The following is a 21,690-nucleotide window of genomic DNA, read 5'->3' as shown; positions in this document are numbered from 1 at the left end:
ATCTAACGAGCCATAGCAGTAACCGAAAAGGTCAAACCTGCTATGACACGGTGCGTGTCACCGTGCGCCGCCTGCGTTTTCTTGGGATTTTCAGGAAAGAGAGGGTGTTCTTGTGTCTAGCGACAACAGTGTGAGAAGCTGCGATGCACGGGATGGAGGAGGGAAAACATCGCTGTCTGTGAGTAAAGAGATCATACCCGAAACCAACCCCCTGCAAATGCAGGCGATGCAGGATGGCAACACATCAGATCCTCGCGCCGAAGAATTGGATCGCATCGTCCACAGTGAAACGTTTTCCAAATCTCCCCGATTGGCAGCGTTGCTCAAGCACATCTGCGAACGTACATGGGCTGGACATGTCGATGAACTAAGCGAACAGCAGATTGGCATCCACTTCTTTCATCGCCCGCCTGGGTTCAATGCAGGCGAAGATGCGATTGTTCGCGGCAGCGCTCGACATCTTCGGAAACGCTTGGACCTGTATTACGGAACCGAAGGCAAGCTTAATCCCGCGCGAATTCTTGTTCCCAAAGGTGGTTATGTCGCTCGGTTTGAAGACGTCGCATCTTCTTCCGAACCGAGCGTCTCCGAGCGGGACACAGCAGAGCCGCATCCGATTCAAATCCTTCAGAAGGCAAGCAAACGAGTCTGGCTGTGGACAGCGATCCCTCTTCTAGCGATCGCCATTGTCGGATTTTTTCTATGGCAGCATAACCGGCGAGCACAGGCAGAACGCGACTACGGGTCATTGCTGCTATGGAAAACACTCTTTCAGGGAAATCGTCGTACGGTGATTGTTGCCGGCGATGCCGCCCTCAATCTCTACACCGCGTACACGCATCAACCGGTTCCCCTGCTCGTATATATGGAGCAGCGCTATCAGAACGATCCCGCCATCCAGGCAATTTCGCCAGAAGGGCCGGGACTGTTATCCCGAGTGAATGCGGCTACCATGGCCGATCTGAAACTCACTTCGGAGCTGGTGCGCATTCCCTATCGACTGAACCTCCCCACCTCTGATAAGGATGTGGAGGTTCGCTATGCACGCGATGTGAACCAGGGCGATCTGCAAGGCGCCAACCTTATCCTGCTCGGCACTTCCACCTTCAACCCTTGGTCTTCTATTTACGACTCGAACCTTGATTTCCATCTCGACCGTGGATACGAGCATTACACCTTTCAAGTGGTGAATCGGGCTCCCAGAAAAGGCGAGGTCGCTATCATCACCAAAACAGATACCCAGGCACTGACCACAGTAGCTTTGACGGAAACACCGAGTGGCAATGAACATGTCCTTCTCCTCGGCGGTTCCACCATGGGCAGTGTGTATGCCGCGGAACACTTTCTCTTCACGCAACGCATGTGGCAACCCATCCTTAGTGCTGCCACCATCAACGGAAAGCTCCACGGCTTCGAAGTCGTGTTGAGAAGTGATTTCGTGAAGGATGAAGTCAGCAATACGACCGTCGTCGCTTACCATATTCATTAGTTTTCACCCGTGTCATGCGGAACGATACGGTGACAGCACCGTGCTAAACGCTCATTACAAAAGGCTTATGATTTTTCATTTCTTTCGATGTCCATTGCACTGACTTAGAGCCATATGCGATAACCGCTATCGCTGAGAACACACATTCAATTTCGCTGTGAATCATCCGGCGAAAATACTTGGCTTGGAAAGGCATGACATGGATTCGATTGGCAAGCAGTTCGATAGGCGACAGTTTGTACAGGGAGGCGCGGCGGCCCTGGGCGCAGCAGTAACACCAAACCTCGCACGGGCACTCCCCACAGCAGAAGAAGCACCTGCGAAAGATGGCAAGAAGCCAAACCTGATCTTCCTATACACCGAAGGACAGCGTTGGGACTGCCTCAGCAGCGCGGGCCATCCCCTGCTGAAAACCCCCAACATGGATCGCATTGCTCACGAAGGCGTGAAGTTTGAGAATGCCTTCTGCACGAACGCACTGTGCGCTCCAGCCCGTGCCTCAGCCATGACCGGCATGTGGTCGCGTTCCACCGGTGCCCTGGACAATAAAACGGTCAACACGCCGTTACCATCCGACATTCCCGTCTTCACTGACTACCTGCTCGAAGCCGGATATGAAACCTGTGTCGTTGGCAAGGTGCACATGCGCAACGGCATGAAGGAAAAGCACTGGGATTACTATCTGGGCGTAAATGCTCCGGCCACGAACTACTACAAGCCGAAGATGGCCGAAGGCAAGAATGGCAAGATCGGCCCAGTCCAAGTGTGGAACGAGGGATACTGCGACGACTTTGTCACGGACCGTGTTCTCGACTGGTTGAAGCAGCCTCGCGAGAAGCCATTCGCTCTGCTCCTCTGGTATATGACGCCTCATGCGCCATACTTCCGTGCGCGTCGCCATCTCGACCTGTACAACGGCGTGAAGATTCCCAAGCCAGCATCGTTTGATGACGATCTCAAGGGATATCCCGGCAAGCCTACTCCGTTCAAGACTGCGGACAACAAGATCGGTACAACGGACACTGGCGACGCAGTCCGTTCTATCGAAGAGCTATGCAAGGACTACTACTCCGGCCTTGTCGCCATCGATGAGAACGTGGGGCGCATCTTCAAGCATCTGGACGACACTAAGGTGATGGACGACACGGCCGTCATTCACAGCTCGGATCACGGCTATCTTCTGGGTGAGTGGCGTCTGTTCGACAAGCGCCTGATGCATGAACCATCCATCCGCGTTCCCATGGCCATCCGCTATCCCAACCGCGTGAAAGCAGGTGCGGTAAAGAAGGAGATGGTGTTGGACGTCGACATCGCTCCCACCGTCATGGATCTTGTTGGTCTTCCTATCCCCAAGCAGTTCCAGGGACGCTCCATGTTGGACGTTGTAGACAACAAGGGTCCCGCATGGCGCAAGGAATGGCTTTATGACTATTACGAGTTCCCTGGCGCCGAAAATGTAGCACCACACCGCGGCGTGCGTACGGACACACACAAATTCATACAGTGGTACACGCAGTCGCCACAGGAATTTGAACTCTACGATCTCAAGAACGATCCCAACGAGGCACATAACCTCTACGGCGATCCGAAATACGCAACGATACAGAAAGACCTTGAAGCACGACTCGCAAAGCTTCTTACGGAAATCCCGGGAAGAAAAGTTTAGTCGCAAGAGACAAAGAAGAGCCGCCGGATCATTGCGATCCGGCGGCTCTTCTCTTTTCGCACTACTCGCCTTCGTGAATTACCTGGATCCCAACAGATGCCGACTGCTGCGTCGGCTTTTCTGCCAGCAGCTTCTCGATGGTGGCAGTGAACTCTGCTTTCAGCTCATCATTGAACTTACCGCTCGCAGGCGATGCGAAACCTGAATGCACTGACTTCACGTGACCATCACGCCCAATGAACAACGTCGCAGGCCATGTGTTTAGGTTAACCGCCTGCGGCACCTTCTCCCACATCTCTGCGGGCGCTCCTGCGATGAGGTAGGTGTAGTCCACACCATACTGCTTCACGAAGGCCTTCTCGCGCTCCAAGCCGCCTTGCTGCTCTGGCTCCTCGAAATCCAGAGCAACAATCGCTAGTCCCTTGTCCCGGTACTTCTTATCCAACTGAACAAGATACTGGGCTTCATCGTGGCAGTTCGGGCACCACGTGCCGGTAACAACCGCGACAACTACCTTGCCCTTAAAACGCGGATCATCTTCGGATATCAGCTTTCCGTTCACATCAGGGAAGTTAAACGCGAATTTCTCGTTTTGATCGCGGACGGTTGTATGTGTGCTGTAATTCTCCGGCTGCGGAAGGCCCTTTGCACGTGCCACATCTTCGCGGTAAGCCACGAGCTGCGGAGTATAGCGGCTATCGACAGGCGCCTCTTCGCCATAGGCCTTTGCGCTCGCCGTAGTGGACGCTTTCTGTGCAGTCTGCTTCGAACCTGGATTCTGTTCGACGGCAAGTGTACCGTCTGCCTGCGGAATCACTTCAATAACTCCCGGACGGGAACCGTCGAAATGACTCAAGCGCCACTTACCATCGCGATACGTGCCGGTATACGCGCCTGTATCTCCATCCACTCGGAGGATCGTCGCCGCAACCTCTGCACCTCTCTGCTCCACGATGAAGTGAAATGCCTTTTCGCCCTTAGACGAAGGAGTCTCCAGCGGAAGAATGTAAGCTCCAGCAACCTGTGGCACGTTCGAGACATTTACCTTCTCGTCCACATGACGCGTGGCCTTAAACTGATACGCCGCGGTCGACGCACGATTCTGCGTGGAGACATCACCTGCAAGCTGATCGCCGTTCAACTTGGCATGGATCGCAGTGAGATAGTGATCAATGTTGAGCGTCAGTTCATTGTTCGCAAAGGATCCGCCGGTCGTGCTGTCGAACGGCTGGAATCCGTTATAGAACGTTCCCTTCACATTGTTCCCGCTGCCGGAAATGTCCAGCCGGAATGGAACAGTCTCTCCATTCGGTCGGACAAGCGCCGCATCCCATCGACCATCAATTGACTTTGTTGCGTTCTGTGCCAACGCTGCGGTTGTGCCCAATCCTGCCAAGGCAATCGCAACACCTGTGTATTTCAGCATCGTCTTCATAGTGACCTCGCGAGTGGTTGATACAACGTGGTGTGTCTTAGCCATGGATATGGCTCGAGCCAACCGGCTGAGCCGCAATTCGCAGGCGCCTGGATTGCGCGTAGCTCCGCCATTCCTCCGGCAGCCCACGCTTTGTAGCCAGCAGAATTTCCAATGCCGCGCGCTTTGCTTCAGGGCTTATGCCCACAAAGTCCTGGCTCTGGTCTTCGCCGGTCAACACTTGAAACAGCCGGTGATACACATACCCCTTCGCCGGCTCTGGAATGTTGTCAAACGACTCCGTGTAAACGAGGTAGCTGCACGGATAGCGGAAGGTATGCACCTTCAGATCAAAATCTCGAAGTGAACGTCCCTTCGCATCCCGCGGTCCATGCGCCACAAAATCGCGCGCGAAGTCAGACTTCGCATCAGCTTCAAAGCCAAAGCCCGAAAGCGATGCTTCGTTTGCGAATACGAGATAACGCACCAACTGCTCTGCTGGACGCTCATATTGCTGTCGAGCACTCTCTGGCAGAGAAGCCGCATCCACAGGTTTACCGTCATTCGCTTTTGCAGCCTGAAACGCTGCAATGCGCGCACGGTAGTTCGTAAGCGTAATTAGGTTATGCGCTTGCGTTTGATGCGCCAAAACCAGGTGAGCAACAACGTCGCTGTCAGGAGTGAGATAGCTCTTCTTGTCGAACTTCGCCGCAATGGGTGCCAGCTTTTCATCACCGGCATTGTCGCCATCAGGCACTACAGAGTTGCCAATCGACAAATCTGGCGCTACGCTGAACTTCCCTGTCACATACCATCCGCCCCAGCGATTCTTGATTTGGCTTTCCTGATCCGTGATGAAGGATCTTGTGCTGGTGGCCTGCGTTCCTGTCGACGTTGGATAGATCGAGCGCAGCAACACACCCGGCACACCGCGTGTTCCAGCAGCAATGTGGCATTGAGTGCAGTCAAGTTCAGCACGCTCAAACTTCGGCTTCTCTACCTTCTGCTCATCCAACAGGTAAAAGATCGCCCCCTGCATCGGATCAAACGAAACAACTTCAATTGCCTTTCCTTCATGAACCTGGCCGATGTAAACGTCGTCGTTGAAGTACAGCGCTCGCGGATGCTCTGGTGAGATCTTCTTGTATTGGAAACTCGTCTTGGAAAACACGAGCGTCTGCGAATCGACCGGGATGCTCAACTCTTTCAAGACAGAGCGAAGATAGCCGTGTTCGGACTCATAGCTTAACTTCGCTTCGCCATTATCCAGACGCTGCTGCAGCTTCGCGACTGGATCGCTAAGCTTGTCAGAACGATAGTTAATCGGCGCGTCACTGAAAGGAACATATCCCTGATTCTTCACGGCGATCTGTGCCTTCGACAGCAACAGTGCCCCACATGCAATCGCAAGAGGAATGAGGATGCTGCGTTGCACGCGCCCACCAGCTAATCGTTTGTTACCCATGTCCCCGTTCCTGCCTTTCATCCCGCAGACTCTGATCCAGCAAAAGAAAATCCACCCTTAGCTGACGCCGGGGTGGACTTCAAAACTGCAGGTGCAACAAATTGCAGCCAGCAGAAAACCCGCTCCAGCATGAGCTGACGAGCGGGCGGCGGCGTTGTTCGTGCGCAGCACTTATGGTGCGCGCATACACTTCACCCTCTCGTCATTCGTGTTGTGGATAAAACAACAACCTTTGTTCATATCGATCTCTGTATTGCCAATGAAAACGGATTTCAAGAAGCGTTGACCTTTGCCACTAAATGAATCGTTCGCGGTGGCATGCATGTTGTATCGCTGCACATCTGAAACCGAACGGCCAACGGAATCTCGCCCGATCCTTGCGTCGTGGATTTCACCGGAATGTTCAAAAGGAACGTTCCGGTGAAGTACTCCGTATCGAGATTGAAGCTCGCGTCATGATGTTGAATCGGACTGGTTCCTGTGATCGCTCCATCCAGCGAGAAGGGCGCGCCCTGATCCACGCGAATCACTAGTGGTAGCGGACCACCAGACGACTGCTTCGCCGAATACACATGCCATCCGTTCTCTACCTCAGCATGCAACGCGACAACATACTCTCCCGCATGCGTTGCGGGTTTCGCTGAAGCGCTCCACTGCACACTCCCTGGCCTTTGCGCAGTGGCTCCAACCGCTGTGATTAAAAGTAGTGCCAGTGCTGAAAATACTTTTTTCATCTCATTTACTTCCCTTCAAACTGCGGCGGATGCATTTGTCCCAGATGGCAGTTCCCGCAGGTAATAGGCGGCGAATACTGTCGATCTCCCAGTGTCCCCAGATACTTTTCATTAATGTCCTGAGTCATTCGCATCATCGCTCTTGCCGTCTCTTTCCTCGGGTTCTCGTCTGATGCATAGTTGATCTGTTTGGAGTCAGGATCCTGGTCATGGCAGAAGCTGCAATCAACACCAAGGTCTTTCTGCATCTGAGCCATGCGTGTGTAGACATCCGGAAGCGATAAGGCCATAGGCAACACCTTCAAGTTTGTTGGCTTAGGTAGCACCGATGTTTGGGCGGACGGCCCACTTTCTGCATGAACATAGGTGACCGTCCCCTTCGCCACAAACAAAATACTCAGCACACATGCAATAAACCACGGCCCCATGCGCAATCGCATCATTGCGCTTTCACAACCTGACCACGAATCTCACCACCGGGGTTCGCTGAAGTATGCAGATTGAAGTACCACTTACCATCCAGAAGATCCTTCGCCTGATCTGCCGTAACGCTGGCAGTGCCATCAACGGGGCTATCAAACGGTGCCTTCACGGGAATCTGCGGCTTCGCGTTCGTACCTGGTGCTGCCGGACCATGGAAATGTGCAGCAACTACCGGCCCCGTCAGTCCCTGGTACTCCACGTGATACTTCAGCGTATTCGTGTCGGTATCCAACGTTGCGGTTAGCGTGCCTGCCCCAGAGACCTGCTTCGCAGGAACTTCCTCGCCACCAGTAAGATTTGCCTTCAGCTTGATAGATTCGGCACGCAGTGAGAGTGAAGCAAAACCAATCGCGACCGTTGCCGCCACCACCTGAAACTTCTTCATTCTGCTCTCCTAATTGTTTGTTTCGTTTACTAACCGTACGACCCCGCGAATTTCCCCTTCCGGGTGTTTTTCGGTTGTCACATTGAAGTACCAGCGGCCCGCCAACAACTCCTGCTCTTCCTCTTGATCAAGCCACGCAGTGCCCGTGACCAATCTTGCATCAGGTCTCGGAGCCGCCACGGTAGCCAGACCGATCCTGTCTATTGAGGCGGCAGAGAAGAACTTCGCATTGGTAGCCGGGCCAGAAAGATTGAGAAACCGAGCATTAAATCGCAGCACGTGAGTTTCCCGATCGTATGTGCCTGCCACATCTCCGCTGGCTGGTTCGCTGTTGCCTGGCAAAGCAACTGCACCATCCAGGTCTGCCTTAAATGCATACACTCGCGGAAGCGCCGTCGTAGCAGAGCGGAACTCCTTCTTCCTTCCACTTGCCGATATCGGATTCGCAGCCAGAACACACGCCAGCACTGCGGTAAATATGAGAAATCGCTGAGTCGATGACATGAAATCACCTGCGTACTGGAATGCCAAAGCGATGAATCGCTTGAAGACCTGCCGCCGCTCTAAACGCGGAACAGGTGGCATTCATTTGTAATGAGTGGAAGCGAACTCGTAGGCGCACGGCGCTCTACCTATAGGCAAGAACCTATCGGGAGCAACAACAAAGCTGCGAGAGAGTACGCATGTGAGTCAAACTAACACATGCACATCTGATGTCAAGCCCACAATTTGCCGCAAGAGCATTGGAGAGGCAAGCTTGGCCATTATTCAGGTTTCGATTCGGATCGTAACTGAAAGAAAAGACGAGCTCAACGAAACGATGATGTAAGAACCAAAACTTCTTTCAATAAACACCTGCTTGACTCACAGCGAGCAGGTAGTTATTTTTTCCTTATGCACATTGCTTCCAGACTGTGTTGTTGTTGCCGCTAACGCAGGCACCACACAGTCGTCTGTGCAGCCCGAACAGAACGGGCGCGTCTCACGACCAAACTCTCTGATCCATACCTACAAACCGATTTAATACGGAGCCTTCGTCATGAAGCTTTCTGGACGCGTACTCGCATCCTCTTTGGCTGCTGTGTCTCTTCTGCAGTTCGCGCCTGCGCTACTTGCACAAACCTCATCCGCAAAACTGACAACAGGCGTATGGCAGGGTGTGGCAAAAGTACGCGACACCGAAATTCCCATCACCATACGCATTTCGCGCAATGGGTCCAAGCTGGAAGCGGCTTTTCTTAATGGCCCTGCTGCAAGCCCGGATGTATCTCCGGCAAGTTCTGTCACACTCGATGGCAAGCATCTCGTGGCGTCGTTTGATTACTTTGCGCGCACGCTGGACGCCACTATCGACGGTGACTCGTTGACAGGAACCTACGGTGCAACCCATCCGGGTAAGCGTCCTGCGCCTCCTTCGACATTTATTGCAAAGCGTGTCGGAAAGCTGTCTGATCCCATCTCATCTCCCAATGCTCCCAACATCTCCGGTTCATGGGAGATTGCCACGAAGAGCAATAAGGGCGAAGGCGCATGGGAATTGCGTGTTGATCCGACAACTAGCAAATCGCCAGTGATTAAGGCGGCGATTCAGCGCATTGACGGCGACACCGGCGGCCTGTGGGGCACATGGAATGGAACTAGCTATACCTTGGGACATTTCACCGCAGCAGGCGGCGCGGCTTATTCCGTAACGCCTCAGGGGGATGGAACACTCGTGGTGAAAAGTCTTCTTGGTGGCGTGCATGGTTCATCGCCAGAATTCGTCGCCCATCGACCTGATGAAGCACGAAAGCTGAACTTGCCTTCTCCTACCGACACGACACAACAGACATCGATTAAAGATCCCAACGCTCCTCTAGCTTTCAGCTTCCCTGATATGAACGGCAAGGTGCTTTCCAACACGGATTCGCAGTTTCGCGGCAAAGTTGTCATCGTAGCAATTGGTGGTTCATGGTGCCCTAACTGCCACGATGAAGCAGGTCTGCTCGTGAGTCTCTACAAGCGCTTTCACTCCAAGGGTCTTGAGATCGTGAACCTCGACTTTGAGCAGGGCGATCCGGAGACTGATACGTCTCGCCTGAAGGCGTTCATCCAACACTACGGCATCACTTATCCTGTGCTGCTTGCTGGTACAACGGATCAGCTCAATGAAAAGATCCCGCAGGGTGTCAATCTCAACTGCTGGCCCACTTCGTTCTTTGTTGGCCGCGATGGGCTGGTAAAGGAAACACATGCAGGCTTCGCAGGCCCCGGTAATACCGCTGGTCACATCGCGTTGGAACACGAAGTCACAACACTGGTCGAGAAGCTCCTTGCACAACCTGCGCCCAGCCAAAGCGCACAGCTGAACTAAGACGAAACAAAACGCAAAAGACGGCGGTCAGGTGTCCTGATCGCCGTCTTACTATGTGCACAAGATCCACAGACGTTTAGTTGCCGTAATACCAAGCATTGAATTCTTACGCAAGAAACTCAGTATCCACGGGGATCTGAAGTGCATTCGCAAGCGAATTGGTATGAGCTGCCATGCTCACCACTCCAAGGAACTCCGCGTACTGTTCCTCAGTAAGCCCCTTAGCACGCGCCGCGGCCGTATGTGAATGCGTGCAGTATGTGCAACTATTCATCGTGGAGACTGCGATATAGATCAGTTCCTTTGTAAGCGGATCAAGCGCCCCGGGCTCGATCATCACCTTCTTCACACGCGCCCATGTCTGTTCCAAGAGGTCAGGCTGGTTGGCCAGCGCGCGCCAAAAGTTATTCACAAAATCTGACTTACGCGTTGCGCGAATGTCGTCGAATACAACTTTGCATCTCGCATCCGCTGACACATCATCGTCTGTCCATAGTCTTACCGTAGCCATCTTCCGCCGCCTCCATGCCGCTTATGCAGAATGCCACGTCTTCATCACTTCTTGCGATTGATCTTAGCTACGCAAAGCCTCGAGCAGAGCTTACGGCTTGAACTCTCCCGTTGTTGTGCCCTGCTTGATCCAGTTCTCATCCATCAAGACGGTTTTTATCCCGAGACGCCGATAGGTATAGCTGGCCATGATCTTTCCGTTCGCAAGCTGCAACACTGCGGGGTAGCTATACTCCATCCTTTGTCCCTTGGGTAGCGGAGCGTGGTAATCCCGCGTCTCCATGTCGCGGACATATTTCCACGTAACGCCACCATCACTGGAGAGTGCAATCGACACTGGAACGCGTTCACCAGACTGGGTGACGTGCCCGGGTTTATGTCCAGAGGTGTTGTTGAACACCATAACGATGTTCCCATCACGAAGTCCCGCAGCCTGGATGGAAGCATTGTTATTAGGTAGCGGCGTCGGTTCAGGAGCAGTCCAGTTGCAGCCATCAGTGGATGTCGAACGGTGAATAAAGTCCGCAAAACGACTGCGATAGAACGCCACATAACGCCCCGGCGCACGCTTCACAATACTCATCTGCACCATGCCCTCAGCTTTGGGAACGCTGCACTCCTTCCATGTCTGTCCCCCATCCGCACTCAATTTCACGACGGGATAGTTCGTCTCCGCGCCCTTCGTAATACCGGCGCTTGTTGAGTAATAGATAGGAAGCAGAAGTTCGTTGTGCTCACCATGAACAAACGGTTGACGCGTGAAGGCACCAGCCTCTGCAAAAAGTACAGTCGGTGTGCTCCAGGTCTTTCCACCATCTTTAGAAATGGATTTCAGCACCTGCGCGTCCGCCTGCCCTTTGCCCGCAGTCTGGGCTGTGTGCAGAATCCAGATCTCTCCGCTCGAAGTCTGATAGGCAACAGGATTCTGATAGGACTTGGCCGGATCGTGATCCACGCGAACAGGCTTGCCCCAGGTCATCGACCCCTTCGGCAAAATCGAGGCAACAATGGCTACATCCGATTGCCCTTCGGCGGTGCCAGAAAACCATACACAAAGAAGGTCGCCATTCTTCAGTTGCAGCAAGTTCGAAGCGTGCGACGAGGGAAAAAGTTCCGGAAGGAAAGCCGATTGGGCGCCCGAGAGATTTGCATCAGAGGACAGCTTAGCCGAAAGACCATCAGGGGATTCAATCACCGCCGCAGGTGTTGCGGTCGTCTGGCTGGTTCCTGCCACACTCAACGAAGCCAACAACATGCCCGTAGCAATCCGATGCATCCACATTTCCCTACTCCCCGATTCATCATTCTTCAGACCGAAACATCGTATCCATCCGATCTCGCAGGCGGAATAGCATGGCTCATTAACCTGTAATCTCCGCTCTTGAGAATGGAATAGTAGATGGGATCGCCTACAGCATGAAAGCATCGATGTGCTGCGTCCTTTGCGTTGTCATTGGGCACATTCGATCAAATTTCTGAGGGATCTTTTCGTGTTGAAAGCAAGTGTCGTTTGTCTCGTAGCCCTCACCGCCGGCAGTCTCTTTTCGCAATCGCTTCAGACTGCATACCGGCCAGCGCCTGCGTTGGCCACAGTTCCCGGCAAGGTCGTGATCATCTCTCATCGTGGAGAACATCTTCACCACCCCGAAAACACACTTGCTGCATTTCGTGCCGCTGCTGATGCCGGTGCAGACTACTTTGAACTGGATGTACGTACCACCTCCGACGGCAAGCTGATACTCATGCACGACAGGACGATCGACAGAACAACGAACGGCACAGGTGAAGTAAAGAATCACACCTTTGACGAAATTCGGTCACTGGATGCAGGCGCCAAGTTTTCGCCTGCATTTTCTGGTACGAGAGTGCCCACGTTCGATGAGGCCCTCGATGTTGCTCGCAATAGAATCAATGTCTACGTCGACACGAAAGACGCCGATCCGCAACAGCTTGTAGACACGATCGTCCGGCACGATATGCAGGATCACGTTGTTGTCTACGGTAACCCATTCCTGTTGTACGAGGTGCATAAAATTATGCCCGCGTTGCGCCTGATGCCCGAGTCGCAAAATCCCGATGTCAGCCGTTTCCTTCTGCGCTCTATGCCTATTCCCGTCTTCGCATTCGATGCGTCCGACTTCAATAAATTGACGATTCAAGTCGCAAAAGAAGCACGCGCGCAGATATTCGTGGATCGCTTAGACGAAGCCGACACACCCGAGTCCTGGCAGAAAGCAATCGACGATGGAGCCAATGGTATCCAAACAAATCGCCCGGAAGCACTGGCCGCCTACCTTCGCCTACACGGTCTAGCAACGCACTAGCGCTTCCGAGCTACAGGGAGTTCTCTAAGACTCGTGGATCGATCTGCTCAGTGCGATAAGTTGGGATTCTTCTTTGCACTGATCAGGTTGGCCATGATGCGGAAGCTTCCTGGAACGCCTTCCGGCATCTGACGGAAGAACGCATAAGCAAGATACACATAGTAGCCTTTGCCATACTGAGCATAGATCAGGCCGCCTTGTTGCGGGTCCTGCCCTTGATCATGCACTTCAGTCAACGCGACGTACTTCGGATCAAACGCTCCGGGGAAACCGTGGCCACGTTCCTCTACCCAGTTGTCGAAGTCAGCAGGAACGATGTGGTTCGGCCATGTAAACAAAGGATCATTCGGTTTCAGAATGCTTACCTTTGCATCTTCTTCCACAACCTTCTCTGCCTCACGTGTCACCGGAATCACATAGGGAGCAAAGTCTCGCTCGTACTCCGGCGACTGATACTCACTTACAACCACGCCGCCATTCTTCGCGTAATCAAGCAGGCGCTGGTTGTAAGTCCGAAGCTCAGGACGCGCAGCGTATGTGCGAATGCCCAGGATGATACAGTCGTATCCACTGAGATCAGCCTTGGCGATGTCGTCGCTGGAAAGCTGCGTCACGTTAATGCCGATATCCTTCAGCGACTGCGGAACCTCCTCACCCGTTCCCATGATGTACGCCACCTTCAGGTTCGGAGCCACTGTCACATCGACACCTGTCGTGCGAAACTTCGCATCTCGATACTGCGGATAGGGCGTGATACCGGGGTAGCCGATGGTTTGGAATCCGCTTGCATACTCCTTACCGGCATACTTCGCCACCGCGGAGATCTCGTACGTCTTCGCTTCCACATTCTTCGGCGTGATCACAAAGTGGAGATTGGTATCTTCTCCATCACGCTTCGTCGCAAAGGTTTGCGTCGCAGGGGATGCTGTCCATCCGCTTGGCAGTTTCAACTCCAACGTACCCTGCGCAGGCCCCTTCACATCGGAATGTACCGTCACGTCCAGCGATACGCTGCCAGCCTTCAAAGGCATAACACCTGCAGGCGGGGTAACCCGTACGCTGATGGCAGGAGCCACCAGCAGAGGTTCCATCACCACACCCAGGCCGTTGTAACGATGCGCCGTCTGCACCACGCTGCGAAGCTCGCCCTTCACGCCGTTGTACGTATAGGTAGCAACCGCCGTCAGCGGATAAGACATCACGGGCAACGTGACGTACTGCGGCGATGTCAGGTTGTAGTAGCTCTGCTCAAGATTCGGCCGCTCAAAGTACGGCGCTGTGTTTGGAGCAGCCGCCGGTACTGTTGCGGCGATATAAGCATCCTGCGCAGTTCCTGCTGCCACTGAGGCAGCGATCCCCTTTTGCTCTGTTAATTTCCAGTCGCCGCCGGTATTTGGTGACAACGCTACGGAGTCAACCTGCAACGACTGTGTCCCCTGTGCTGCAACATGTACACCCACAAGTACAGACTGTCCTGGAATTGCCGTCGGGCTACCGGACGCTGTAGAGAAGACGTTATCTCCTCCACCCATGGGGCCAGACCGCCCCTGGCCCTGACCTGGAAGTGATGTCTGCACACTCGCCAGCAATGACGCGCCAAGCGCCTGCCCCAAGGCAAAGTTGAACTGCCCTTCCTTCACCTGCAGCTCATGCAATGCGTTGTAACGAGCTTCATCTGGAAGCTTTGAGGCCTTCAACTCAGCAATAAGACCTCGCGTCAAAGAGAGGCCTTTTGCCAACGCCGGCGCACTTACCGACGGATCATTCGCGTTGTACTTCTGTGTTGCCTCATCAACGGTGGCGGTAATCGCCTCTAGCTTAGCGCGAACTTCAGCCTGCGCCTGCGTCGGGAGATATCCAGCAATTCCCGCCAGCGATGTATCGATGCCATCGAAGAAAGACTCTTCATGCGTGGGCAGCGTTGATGTCACACGCGATGCGTAAAGATGATACGGGCTGTCAAATTTCCCCGGCGCTGGAATAGCCACACCGCCCGTTTGCGACTTCTGCTCGTTCAGGCCCTCTCGCGCCACCTGCAGATAGTTCCGGCCATACAACGCGTTGTATTCGCTCTCTGGGACAGTCAGCGTTACTGACGGAACACCCTGAATCGGTTCTCCGGTCACATAGTTCTTAAACGCAACAGGTTCCCACTTGTTGGTTGCATAGTCGAAGATGCCCTTTGGAGTCACCTGCGCAAATGGCACACGCGCATAGACCTTCAAAGGCTTCCATGGCAGTAGGCCTTCTTTGATCTGATCAGGAAACATCTTCGGATCTGCAGCTGCATTGAACACTTCCTGTGCCATCACGCCGGCTGTTTGATGATGCCCGTGTCCGTCAGAGACGTATCCCGCAAAGACGCTGGTCACCACCATTGGACGAACCGTTCTAACGACGCGAACCACATCTTCCAGAACGCGATCGTGGTTCCACTGCTTCAAGGCCTCCTCAAGCGTCTTTGAGAAGCCAAAGTCCGCAACACGCGTATAGAACAAGTGCGAACCGTAGTAGCGGTTTGCCGCCTGATGCTCCATGGTGCGCAGAATGCCGAGCTGGTCCCAGAAGTCACCGGTCATCACGTTCTGACCGCCTTCACCGCGATTCAGGGCAAGCAATGATACGTCCGCACCTACGCCGCGGCTCTCGTACGCCAACATGCCTCCGTCCTCATCGTCCGGATGCGCGTTGATCTGGATAAGGCTTGCTCGGGTGTGCAACTCGCGCAGCGACTCCGCGAGTCCCGGTGCACCTCGTTCAATCGGCAACGTCTGAGCGTAGGACGCGTCCACAGCAATCTTCATCGGCTCAGGCACAGGTGTTTGCGCGGCCGCCTGTACCGCTACGACGGATAGCGGTACACAATAGACGAACATCTGTACGGACCTCTTCCAGCTCTCACTGCTCACCAATCGCTTCATCGAACGCGCTTGCCCCCAGATCTATCCCACGCCCCACCGGGACGGAATCACTTCGTTGACAACCTTTCTAAATGACAATTAAAAAGTTTTCACCAACTTTTTAAATATTCCTTATAATCCTTCTCAATCCGTGAAACGCCGTCTGGTCCCAACTCGTCGTCGCTCTTCGACTCGCACCACAGCCTCTCTGCGTTCGAAGACAGAGGTAATGGCCGAGCCCGCGCGTCCGGCGCAATTGCGCAAGACAAATCAGCGGTTGCTGCTTCAACTGATTCGTAAGCATTCGCCCTGCTCTCGCGCTGAACTAGCGCGTATCTCCGGGTTGGCCGTCCCGACAGTCACACTGGTGGTGTCCGACCTGATTGAGCGCGGAGTTGTAGAGGACGGAGGAGAAGGCGTATCTTCCGGCGGTCGTCCACCGGCCATGCTCCGCTTCAATGCATCGCATGGTTATGTCGCTGCAGCAGACATCGGCGGGACGTACGTCCGGATGATGCTTGCTGATCTGAACGGCAATCCCGTTGCCGAATGGGAAGAAAAGCTTAATGAAAAAGGGAAAACGCCACGCGGTGTCATTGCCCACATTCGTCAGGGCCTTGATGCCATGATGGCTGGGCTTCCGGAAAAGCGTAGAATTCTCCACATCACAGCCGGCGCACCCGGTATGACAGATATTGATCGCGGCGTTGTGTTAGCCGCTCCAAACCTTTCGGGTTGGAATGACGTTCCCTTTAAGACTTTGCTGGAACGCGATTTAGACATTCCCGCCGGTGTTGATAACGATGTGAACCTTGCTTCCGTAGGCGAATTTGCAGAAGGCGTGGCGCGCGGCGTTGAAGACTTCATCTTCATTGCAATCGGAACGGGAGTTGGCGCTGGCATCTTTTTGCGAGGCTCACTCCACCGTGGCGCGAACTGGTCTGCGGGAGAAATCGGTTATCTACCGGTCGTAGGCATGGATCGCCAACGCGTTCGTATGCGCGATACAGGGCAACTCGAACGTGTCATCGGTGGCGAAGGCGTTGAACTGCAGTGGAAGAAGCTGCTGCGGCAGGCTGGCGTAAGCGATCGGGCACGCACGCAGATGCGCGCAACCCAGATCTTCGACCTGGCTCTTGAAGGCGACCCCACTGCCGAACAGGTTCTTGAGAATACGTCACGTGTATTGGCAGACGCTCTCAGCAGCATCTCGCTCCTGTTCAACCCAGAGCTGATTGTTCTGGGAGGAGGCGTGGGAGCACACCCGGCGCTCTGTAGCGCCACAGATCGATGTTTACGCGAAAATGATTTCGCTTTGCCAAGGTTGCGTTCTTCGTCTCTGGGCACAAAAGCTCAGTTGTTCGGGGCCATCGCGCAATCCCTTGCTGCTACGGAAACGAAGCTGCTGTTCTGACCGTTCCACGGTGTTCGCCAGAAGCCATTGGCGCTTTCTCACATTACTTGCAGTTGCAGCACGCGGTTCATTGTCTTGTCTCTTTCAAGGAGGAGTTTTATGTCCAGGCTGTCTAGGATTTGTGTCTCATCCGCAATTCTCTTTTCGACGGCTCCCGCTATGTGGAGCCAGTCGCAGTCCATTAACGGAACCATTCGCGGCAGGGTCTCTGACCCCACTGGCGCGGCGATCGCGGGAGCAACCGTCACTGTCACGAATCCTGCGGTTGGCGTATCCCGCACTGTAACCACCGGATCTGATGGCTATTACGTGCTCATCAATTTGCCGTTGGGTGCATACACGGTGAACATTACGTCCTCCGGTTTCTCGCCACTGAATGTTTCTTCTGTCAATCTGAACGCGGGTACCGAATCTGTGATCGACGGTGAACTTAAGGTCGGTTCTGCGGATACTGCAGTGACAGTGGAAGCATCCGAAGTGGCAATCGATCCCACGAACCTGAACGTGCAGCGTACGCTCTCCACGGCTGAAATCCAGAACGCGCCGCTCACTTCGCGCAACCCATACAACTTCATCGTCTTCCAGCCGGGCGTTTCGGGTCACCCGAATCCCGAGCTTGGTATTCCTCGTACTCTGAACACCAACGGCTTGATGGATCGCATCAACTACCAAATGGACGGCATGGTGAACACCGAGGCGGATCGTATCGGCCTGCGTCTCTTCCCGATCGGCAATGTCTTCGTGAAGGAAGTACAGACCATCTCGAACCCGGCTGCACCTGAGAATGGATGGACCACCGGTAACGTTTACAACGTGATCTCGAACTCGGGTAGCAACCAGTTCCACGGTAAGTATGAGTTCATCAAGCGCTGGGTAGATGCAACGGCATACCCGCTGTTGCAGAACAAGACAACGAGCCCGACGAAACCAAATCTGATTCTGGAAGACCATGCAGTCAACATTGGCGGCCCTGTAAAGAAGAACAAGCTCTTCTTCTTCGGTTCCTATGAGCATGTTCTTCGCGGAAGCCCAGCAGTCGTCACGATTACGCCAGCGAACGCCGCGTTGATTGGTCTTCCATCATCAGAACTGGCTACGGCGCCGGGTCTGCTCCATGGAACTTTCATGGACTTCCGTGTTGACTACAACATCAATTCCAAGAACTCCGTCTTCCTTCGCTATAACTACTTCAAGAACAGCTTCCCGTTCAATACTCAGGTCGGCGGCATCAATGCCACCAGCGCGGGTGTGGACTATTCGGATCGCGCCCACGTGGCCGGTGTTCAGTGGATTTCAACCATCAGCGATCACCTGCTGAACGAGCTACGTTTCTCCGTGCCGTACCGCACGAACACTCACTTTGCCGGGCCCAACACGGGGAAAGGGCCAGCCATCGTGATTACTGGCATTGCGGCTTTCAATGGCAGCAGCAACGCGGGTGATATCTACACCGACAAGCAGCCCTCAGGATCTGAAAACATCAGCTATATCCGTGGGTCGCATACATTCAAGGCAGGCTTCCTGCTGGCCCAGATTCAAAATCGTAAGCGTCTGGTTTCCTTCAACCGCTATACCTTCGCTTCCGTTGCAGCTTATCTGAGCGCGAAGAACGGTACGAACCTGTACTCCTATGACAATTTCGCGTCGCAGACCGATGTGAACGGTATTGGCTATGCTTCGCTGTTCTACGGTGGTTATGTGCAGGACACCTGGGCTCTATCTCCGCGTTTGACTGCGGTATATGGTCTGCGTTGGGACCGCTTCGCCTCTCCGAAGGCAAACCCAAATGCGCCGTATGCCGATTCGCGCAACTTCAACGTTCCAAACACGAATTTTGCACCGCGCCTCGGCCTTAGCTATCGTGCAACCAACACGACGACGGTAAAGCTCTCGACCGGCATCTTCTACGGACAGACACCGACCGATCTTTGGGCCAACGCGTTGAACCTTGATGGTTCAAACCGCACGTCATCGTACACTTACACGCCTACCACCGCTGGCGCTCCGGCCTATCCGACGATTCCATCCAGCCTAGGAACGGTTGCAACTCAGAACGTAACAACCGTGAGCCCAACCTTCAAGAACGAATACACCTGGAACGCGAACCTTCAGGTCGCTCAGCAGCTCACGAATAAGACGTCGCTCACGCTGGGCTACATCATGTCGAATGGCCGCAACCTGATGTGGATGCATAACATCAATGGGATTCCAACGGGCACGTTGGCAGATGGTCGTCCTACCTTCTCCAGTGCGGTCAATAGCTCTACACGTTATGACGCCCGCTACAACCAGGTAAATCGCGTGGACTCCGGCGCAAATTCGAGCTTCAATGCCATGTTCCTCAACTTTGTCATGGCTCCGATACGCGGTATGTCTCTGAACGCAAGTTACACGTGGTCGCACACCATTTCGGATGCACCGGACGTGAACTCATTTGAGCAGAACGCAAATGTCACGAACACCTTGAATCGTAAATTCGATCGCGGAAACTCCAACGTCAATCACCCGAATGCATTCAATCTGACGGGAGTTCTAGAGCCGCAGTTTAACTTCACTAACAAATTCGGCCGTGAACTTGCCAATCACAACATGCTGTCAGTCCTCGGAAACCTGATGTCAGGTGATCAGGCAACAATTCTTGCTGCCAGCCAGACGTTCTACAACGATGCCTCGCAGACTGTTGCCCGACCAGCCTTCGTTGGACGCAACACGCTTCGTAGTCCCGCTGTCTATCAGGTAGACGCTCGTTATACGCGTACCTTCCCGAAGATCTGGGAACGAATTGCCCCTTCGTTCCTGCTCGAGGCGAACAATATCTTCAATCACAACAACGTCACGAACATCTCGTACACACAGGCAGTAGCGGCGGCGACGGGCATCTCCACCAGCGCAGCGCCCACCATCAACCGCAGCACCGTACTGGAACAGCGCATCGTGCAATGGGGTGTCGCTGTACAGTTCTAATTCACACCATGAAGAGGAGCGGCAACCACCGCTCCTCTTTTATCCTCTTTCATCCAAGCAGCAACGGTGGAGTTACCCCGTGTCGAACGTCTCGTCCTCTTTCCCCGCGCACATCTATCGTGAACAAGTTCTTGCGCACATCTTCGCCGACGCGCAGCATCTTTTTTTGCCGTCTCTATTGGAGATCGATCGCGCGCACGCAGTCATGCTTTACCGCAGCGGCATCATCTCGCGCGACACGGCATCCGCATGCTTGCAGGGTATTGACGCACTGAATATAGAAGAGCTTCGGTCTTCCATCTACGATGGTTCAGTGGAAGATCTCTTCTTCCTCGTCGAAAAGAAGCTCGCCGACATCGCGGGTGAAGAACATGCCGGAAGACTCCACACCGCGCGTTCGCGAAACGATATCGACCTCACCATGTACCGCATGGTTCTTAGATCCAATCTGCTCAATATCCTCGATGCCTCTCTCACGTTACGTTCAGTGCTGTTGGCAATTGCGACGCAATACCGCGACGCGCTGATGCCGGCTTACACACATAACCAACCGGCGCAGCCAACAACACTAGGGCATTACATGATGGCGATGGTTGAGGTTCTGGAACGTGATGCGGAACGTCTGATCGCCTGCTTTTCCAGGGTGAATCGTAGCCCTCTTGGGGCCTGTGCGATCACGACCACTGGCTTTCCCATCCAGCGCGATCTCACCATGCGTCTACTTGGATTTAACGGTCTTGTAGTGAATAGCTACGGAGCCATCGCAGCAGTCGATTATGTAGCAGAGACGTGCAGCATGCTGGCGACTGCGATGCTTAGCCTTGGCCGATTCACACAGGACATGTTGCTATGGTCCACTGCTGAATTCAACTTCCTGCGCCTATCCAACGGGTACGTGCAGATCAGCAGCATCATGCCGCAAAAGCGCAACCCTGTCCCCCTGGAACACACGCGAATCCTTGCATCCCGGGCGCTTACTGAATCGCAGTCCGTGCTCGGCTCACTGCATAACACCCCCTTCGCCGACATGAATGATGGAGAAGACTCGCTGCAACCTCTCGTTGCCCTTGCCTTCTCTGACGCACAACGTGCGCTCACACTGATTGCTGGCGCACTCTCGGAAGCGACCTTCAACACAGAGCAGATGCGAGTGCGTGCGGGAACCAGCTTTCTACCCGTCACCGAGGTCGCCGACACTCTCGTGCGCCAGACAGGGATTTCATTCCACGCAGCCCACACAATCGTCTCCGCCGCCGTTAAGTCTGCGAGTTCGGATGATGTCTCAGCTTTTGTGGACGATCTCTTCTCGCGTACACAAGCATCGGGGCTCAGCATTACGAAGGACCTACTGCAACAGGCGATGGATCCGGAGTATTTCGTTGCGATCCGCAACATCGCTGGCGGCCCTGCTGTCTCTGCGATGCAACCACAGATCGATCGCGCATCTCGTCAGCTACTACTTGATCAGCAATGGATGACCGCGACGCGAGCCAGTCTTGGAGAGGCGAAGGTGCTTCTTCAGAGCGAGTGCGAGTCAATTATCCAAGCCCATTCATAGACCGGCAACTGTAGGATTATCGAAACGAAAC

General features: G+C 54.1%; 16 protein-coding genes. 7 read left to right on the top strand and 9 right to left on the bottom strand.

The genetic code is table 11. The features are described 5' to 3' along the window. Positions 1-178: 178 nt before the first annotated feature. Positions 179-1,489, top strand: a complete 1,311-nt coding sequence (locus M504_RS20685; protein WP_156994096.1) for a hypothetical protein — start codon at positions 179-181, stop codon at positions 1,487-1,489. A 199-nt stretch (positions 1,490-1,688) separates the two neighbouring features. Next, a complete protein-coding gene (locus tag M504_RS20680; protein ID WP_052201152.1) occupies positions 1,689-3,155 on the top strand; it encodes a sulfatase in 1,467 nt (488 codons plus the stop codon). A gap of 61 nt (positions 3,156-3,216) precedes the next feature. Here M504_RS20680 and M504_RS21650 read toward each other — a convergent pair whose 3' ends face one another. From M504_RS21650 to M504_RS21640, 6 genes are all read right to left on the bottom strand, one after another. Further along, the gene (locus M504_RS21650; RefSeq protein ID WP_084214598.1) at positions 3,217-4,635 is read right to left on the bottom strand and encodes a TlpA disulfide reductase family protein; all 1,419 of its coding nucleotides are present in this window, start codon (positions 4,633-4,635) and stop codon (positions 3,217-3,219) included. Beyond that, positions 4,628-6,034 (bottom strand): hypothetical protein, encoded by a 1,407-nt coding sequence (locus M504_RS20670; RefSeq protein WP_052201150.1) that lies wholly within the window; start codon positions 6,032-6,034, stop codon positions 4,628-4,630. The genes M504_RS21650 and M504_RS20670 overlap by 8 nt, the downstream gene beginning before the upstream one ends. 272 nt (positions 6,035-6,306) lie before the next feature. Beyond that, a complete protein-coding gene (locus tag M504_RS21645) occupies positions 6,307-6,768 on the bottom strand; it encodes a protein-disulfide reductase DsbD N-terminal domain-containing protein (protein ID WP_084214597.1) in 462 nt (153 codons plus the stop codon). 5 nt (positions 6,769-6,773) lie between these two features. Then, positions 6,774-7,211 carry a c-type cytochrome gene (locus M504_RS20660; protein ID WP_052201148.1) on the bottom strand — a complete coding sequence of 146 codons (438 nt, stop codon included), beginning with the start codon at positions 7,209-7,211 and terminating at the stop codon, positions 6,774-6,776. Then, positions 7,208-7,636 (bottom strand): CHRD domain-containing protein, encoded by a 429-nt coding sequence (locus tag M504_RS20655; RefSeq protein ID WP_052201147.1) that lies wholly within the window; start codon positions 7,634-7,636, stop codon positions 7,208-7,210. The genes M504_RS20660 and M504_RS20655 overlap by 4 nt, the downstream gene beginning before the upstream one ends. A 9-nt stretch (positions 7,637-7,645) precedes the next feature. Beyond that, the gene (locus M504_RS21640; RefSeq protein WP_052201146.1) at positions 7,646-8,140 is read right to left on the bottom strand and encodes a CHRD domain-containing protein; all 495 of its coding nucleotides are present in this window, start codon (positions 8,138-8,140) and stop codon (positions 7,646-7,648) included. Between the two features lie 535 nt (positions 8,141-8,675). On the opposite strand from M504_RS21640, the gene M504_RS20645 reads away from it, so the two are divergent. Next, a complete protein-coding gene (locus M504_RS20645; protein ID WP_047498214.1) occupies positions 8,676-9,989 on the top strand; it encodes a TlpA disulfide reductase family protein in 1,314 nt (437 codons plus the stop codon). Between the two features lie 106 nt (positions 9,990-10,095). On the opposite strand, the gene M504_RS20640 is transcribed toward M504_RS20645, so the two are convergent. Both M504_RS20640 and M504_RS20635 read right to left on the bottom strand, forming a co-directional pair. Beyond that, positions 10,096-10,500 carry a carboxymuconolactone decarboxylase family protein gene (locus tag M504_RS20640; RefSeq protein ID WP_047498211.1) on the bottom strand — a complete coding sequence of 135 codons (405 nt, stop codon included), beginning with the start codon at positions 10,498-10,500 and terminating at the stop codon, positions 10,096-10,098. Positions 10,501-10,590: 90 nt separating this feature from the next. After that, positions 10,591-11,781 carry an exo-alpha-sialidase gene (locus M504_RS20635; protein ID WP_052201145.1) on the bottom strand — a complete coding sequence of 397 codons (1,191 nt, stop codon included), beginning with the start codon at positions 11,779-11,781 and terminating at the stop codon, positions 10,591-10,593. Positions 11,782-11,989: 208 nt separating this feature from the next. Here M504_RS20635 and M504_RS20630 point away from each other — a divergent pair, with 208 nt between their 5' ends. Beyond that, the gene (locus M504_RS20630) at positions 11,990-12,823 is read left to right on the top strand and encodes a glycerophosphodiester phosphodiesterase family protein (RefSeq protein ID WP_232296398.1); all 834 of its coding nucleotides are present in this window, start codon (positions 11,990-11,992) and stop codon (positions 12,821-12,823) included. A gap of 47 nt (positions 12,824-12,870) precedes the next feature. Here M504_RS20630 and M504_RS20625 read toward each other — a convergent pair whose 3' ends face one another. Next, on the bottom strand, positions 12,871-15,744 hold the full coding sequence (locus tag M504_RS20625; protein WP_052201144.1) for a PIG-L family deacetylase: 2,874 nt from the start codon (positions 15,742-15,744) through the stop codon (positions 12,871-12,873). 208 nt (positions 15,745-15,952) lie between these two features. Here M504_RS20625 and M504_RS20620 point away from each other — a divergent pair, with 208 nt between their 5' ends. From M504_RS20620 to argH, 3 genes are all read left to right on the top strand, one after another. Then, positions 15,953-17,137, top strand: coding sequence for an ROK family protein (locus M504_RS20620; protein WP_052201143.1), 1,185 nt, complete (start codon positions 15,953-15,955; stop codon positions 17,135-17,137). A 99-nt stretch (positions 17,138-17,236) separates the two neighbouring features. Then, positions 17,237-20,101 (top strand): TonB-dependent receptor, encoded by a 2,865-nt coding sequence (locus M504_RS20615; RefSeq protein WP_084214593.1) that lies wholly within the window; start codon positions 17,237-17,239, stop codon positions 20,099-20,101. Between the two features lie 79 nt (positions 20,102-20,180). Further along, complete coding sequence (gene argH, locus M504_RS20610) at positions 20,181-21,659, top strand: argininosuccinate lyase (RefSeq protein WP_047498202.1); 1,479 nt, start codon at positions 20,181-20,183, stop codon at positions 21,657-21,659. Positions 21,660-21,690: the final 31 nt, after the last annotated feature.

The sequence above is a fragment of the Terriglobus sp. TAA 43 genome, assembly GCF_000800015.1.
GTDB lineage: Bacteria > Acidobacteriota > Terriglobia > Terriglobales > Acidobacteriaceae > Terriglobus.
This window is presented reverse-complemented; position numbering and strand designations above follow the sequence as displayed.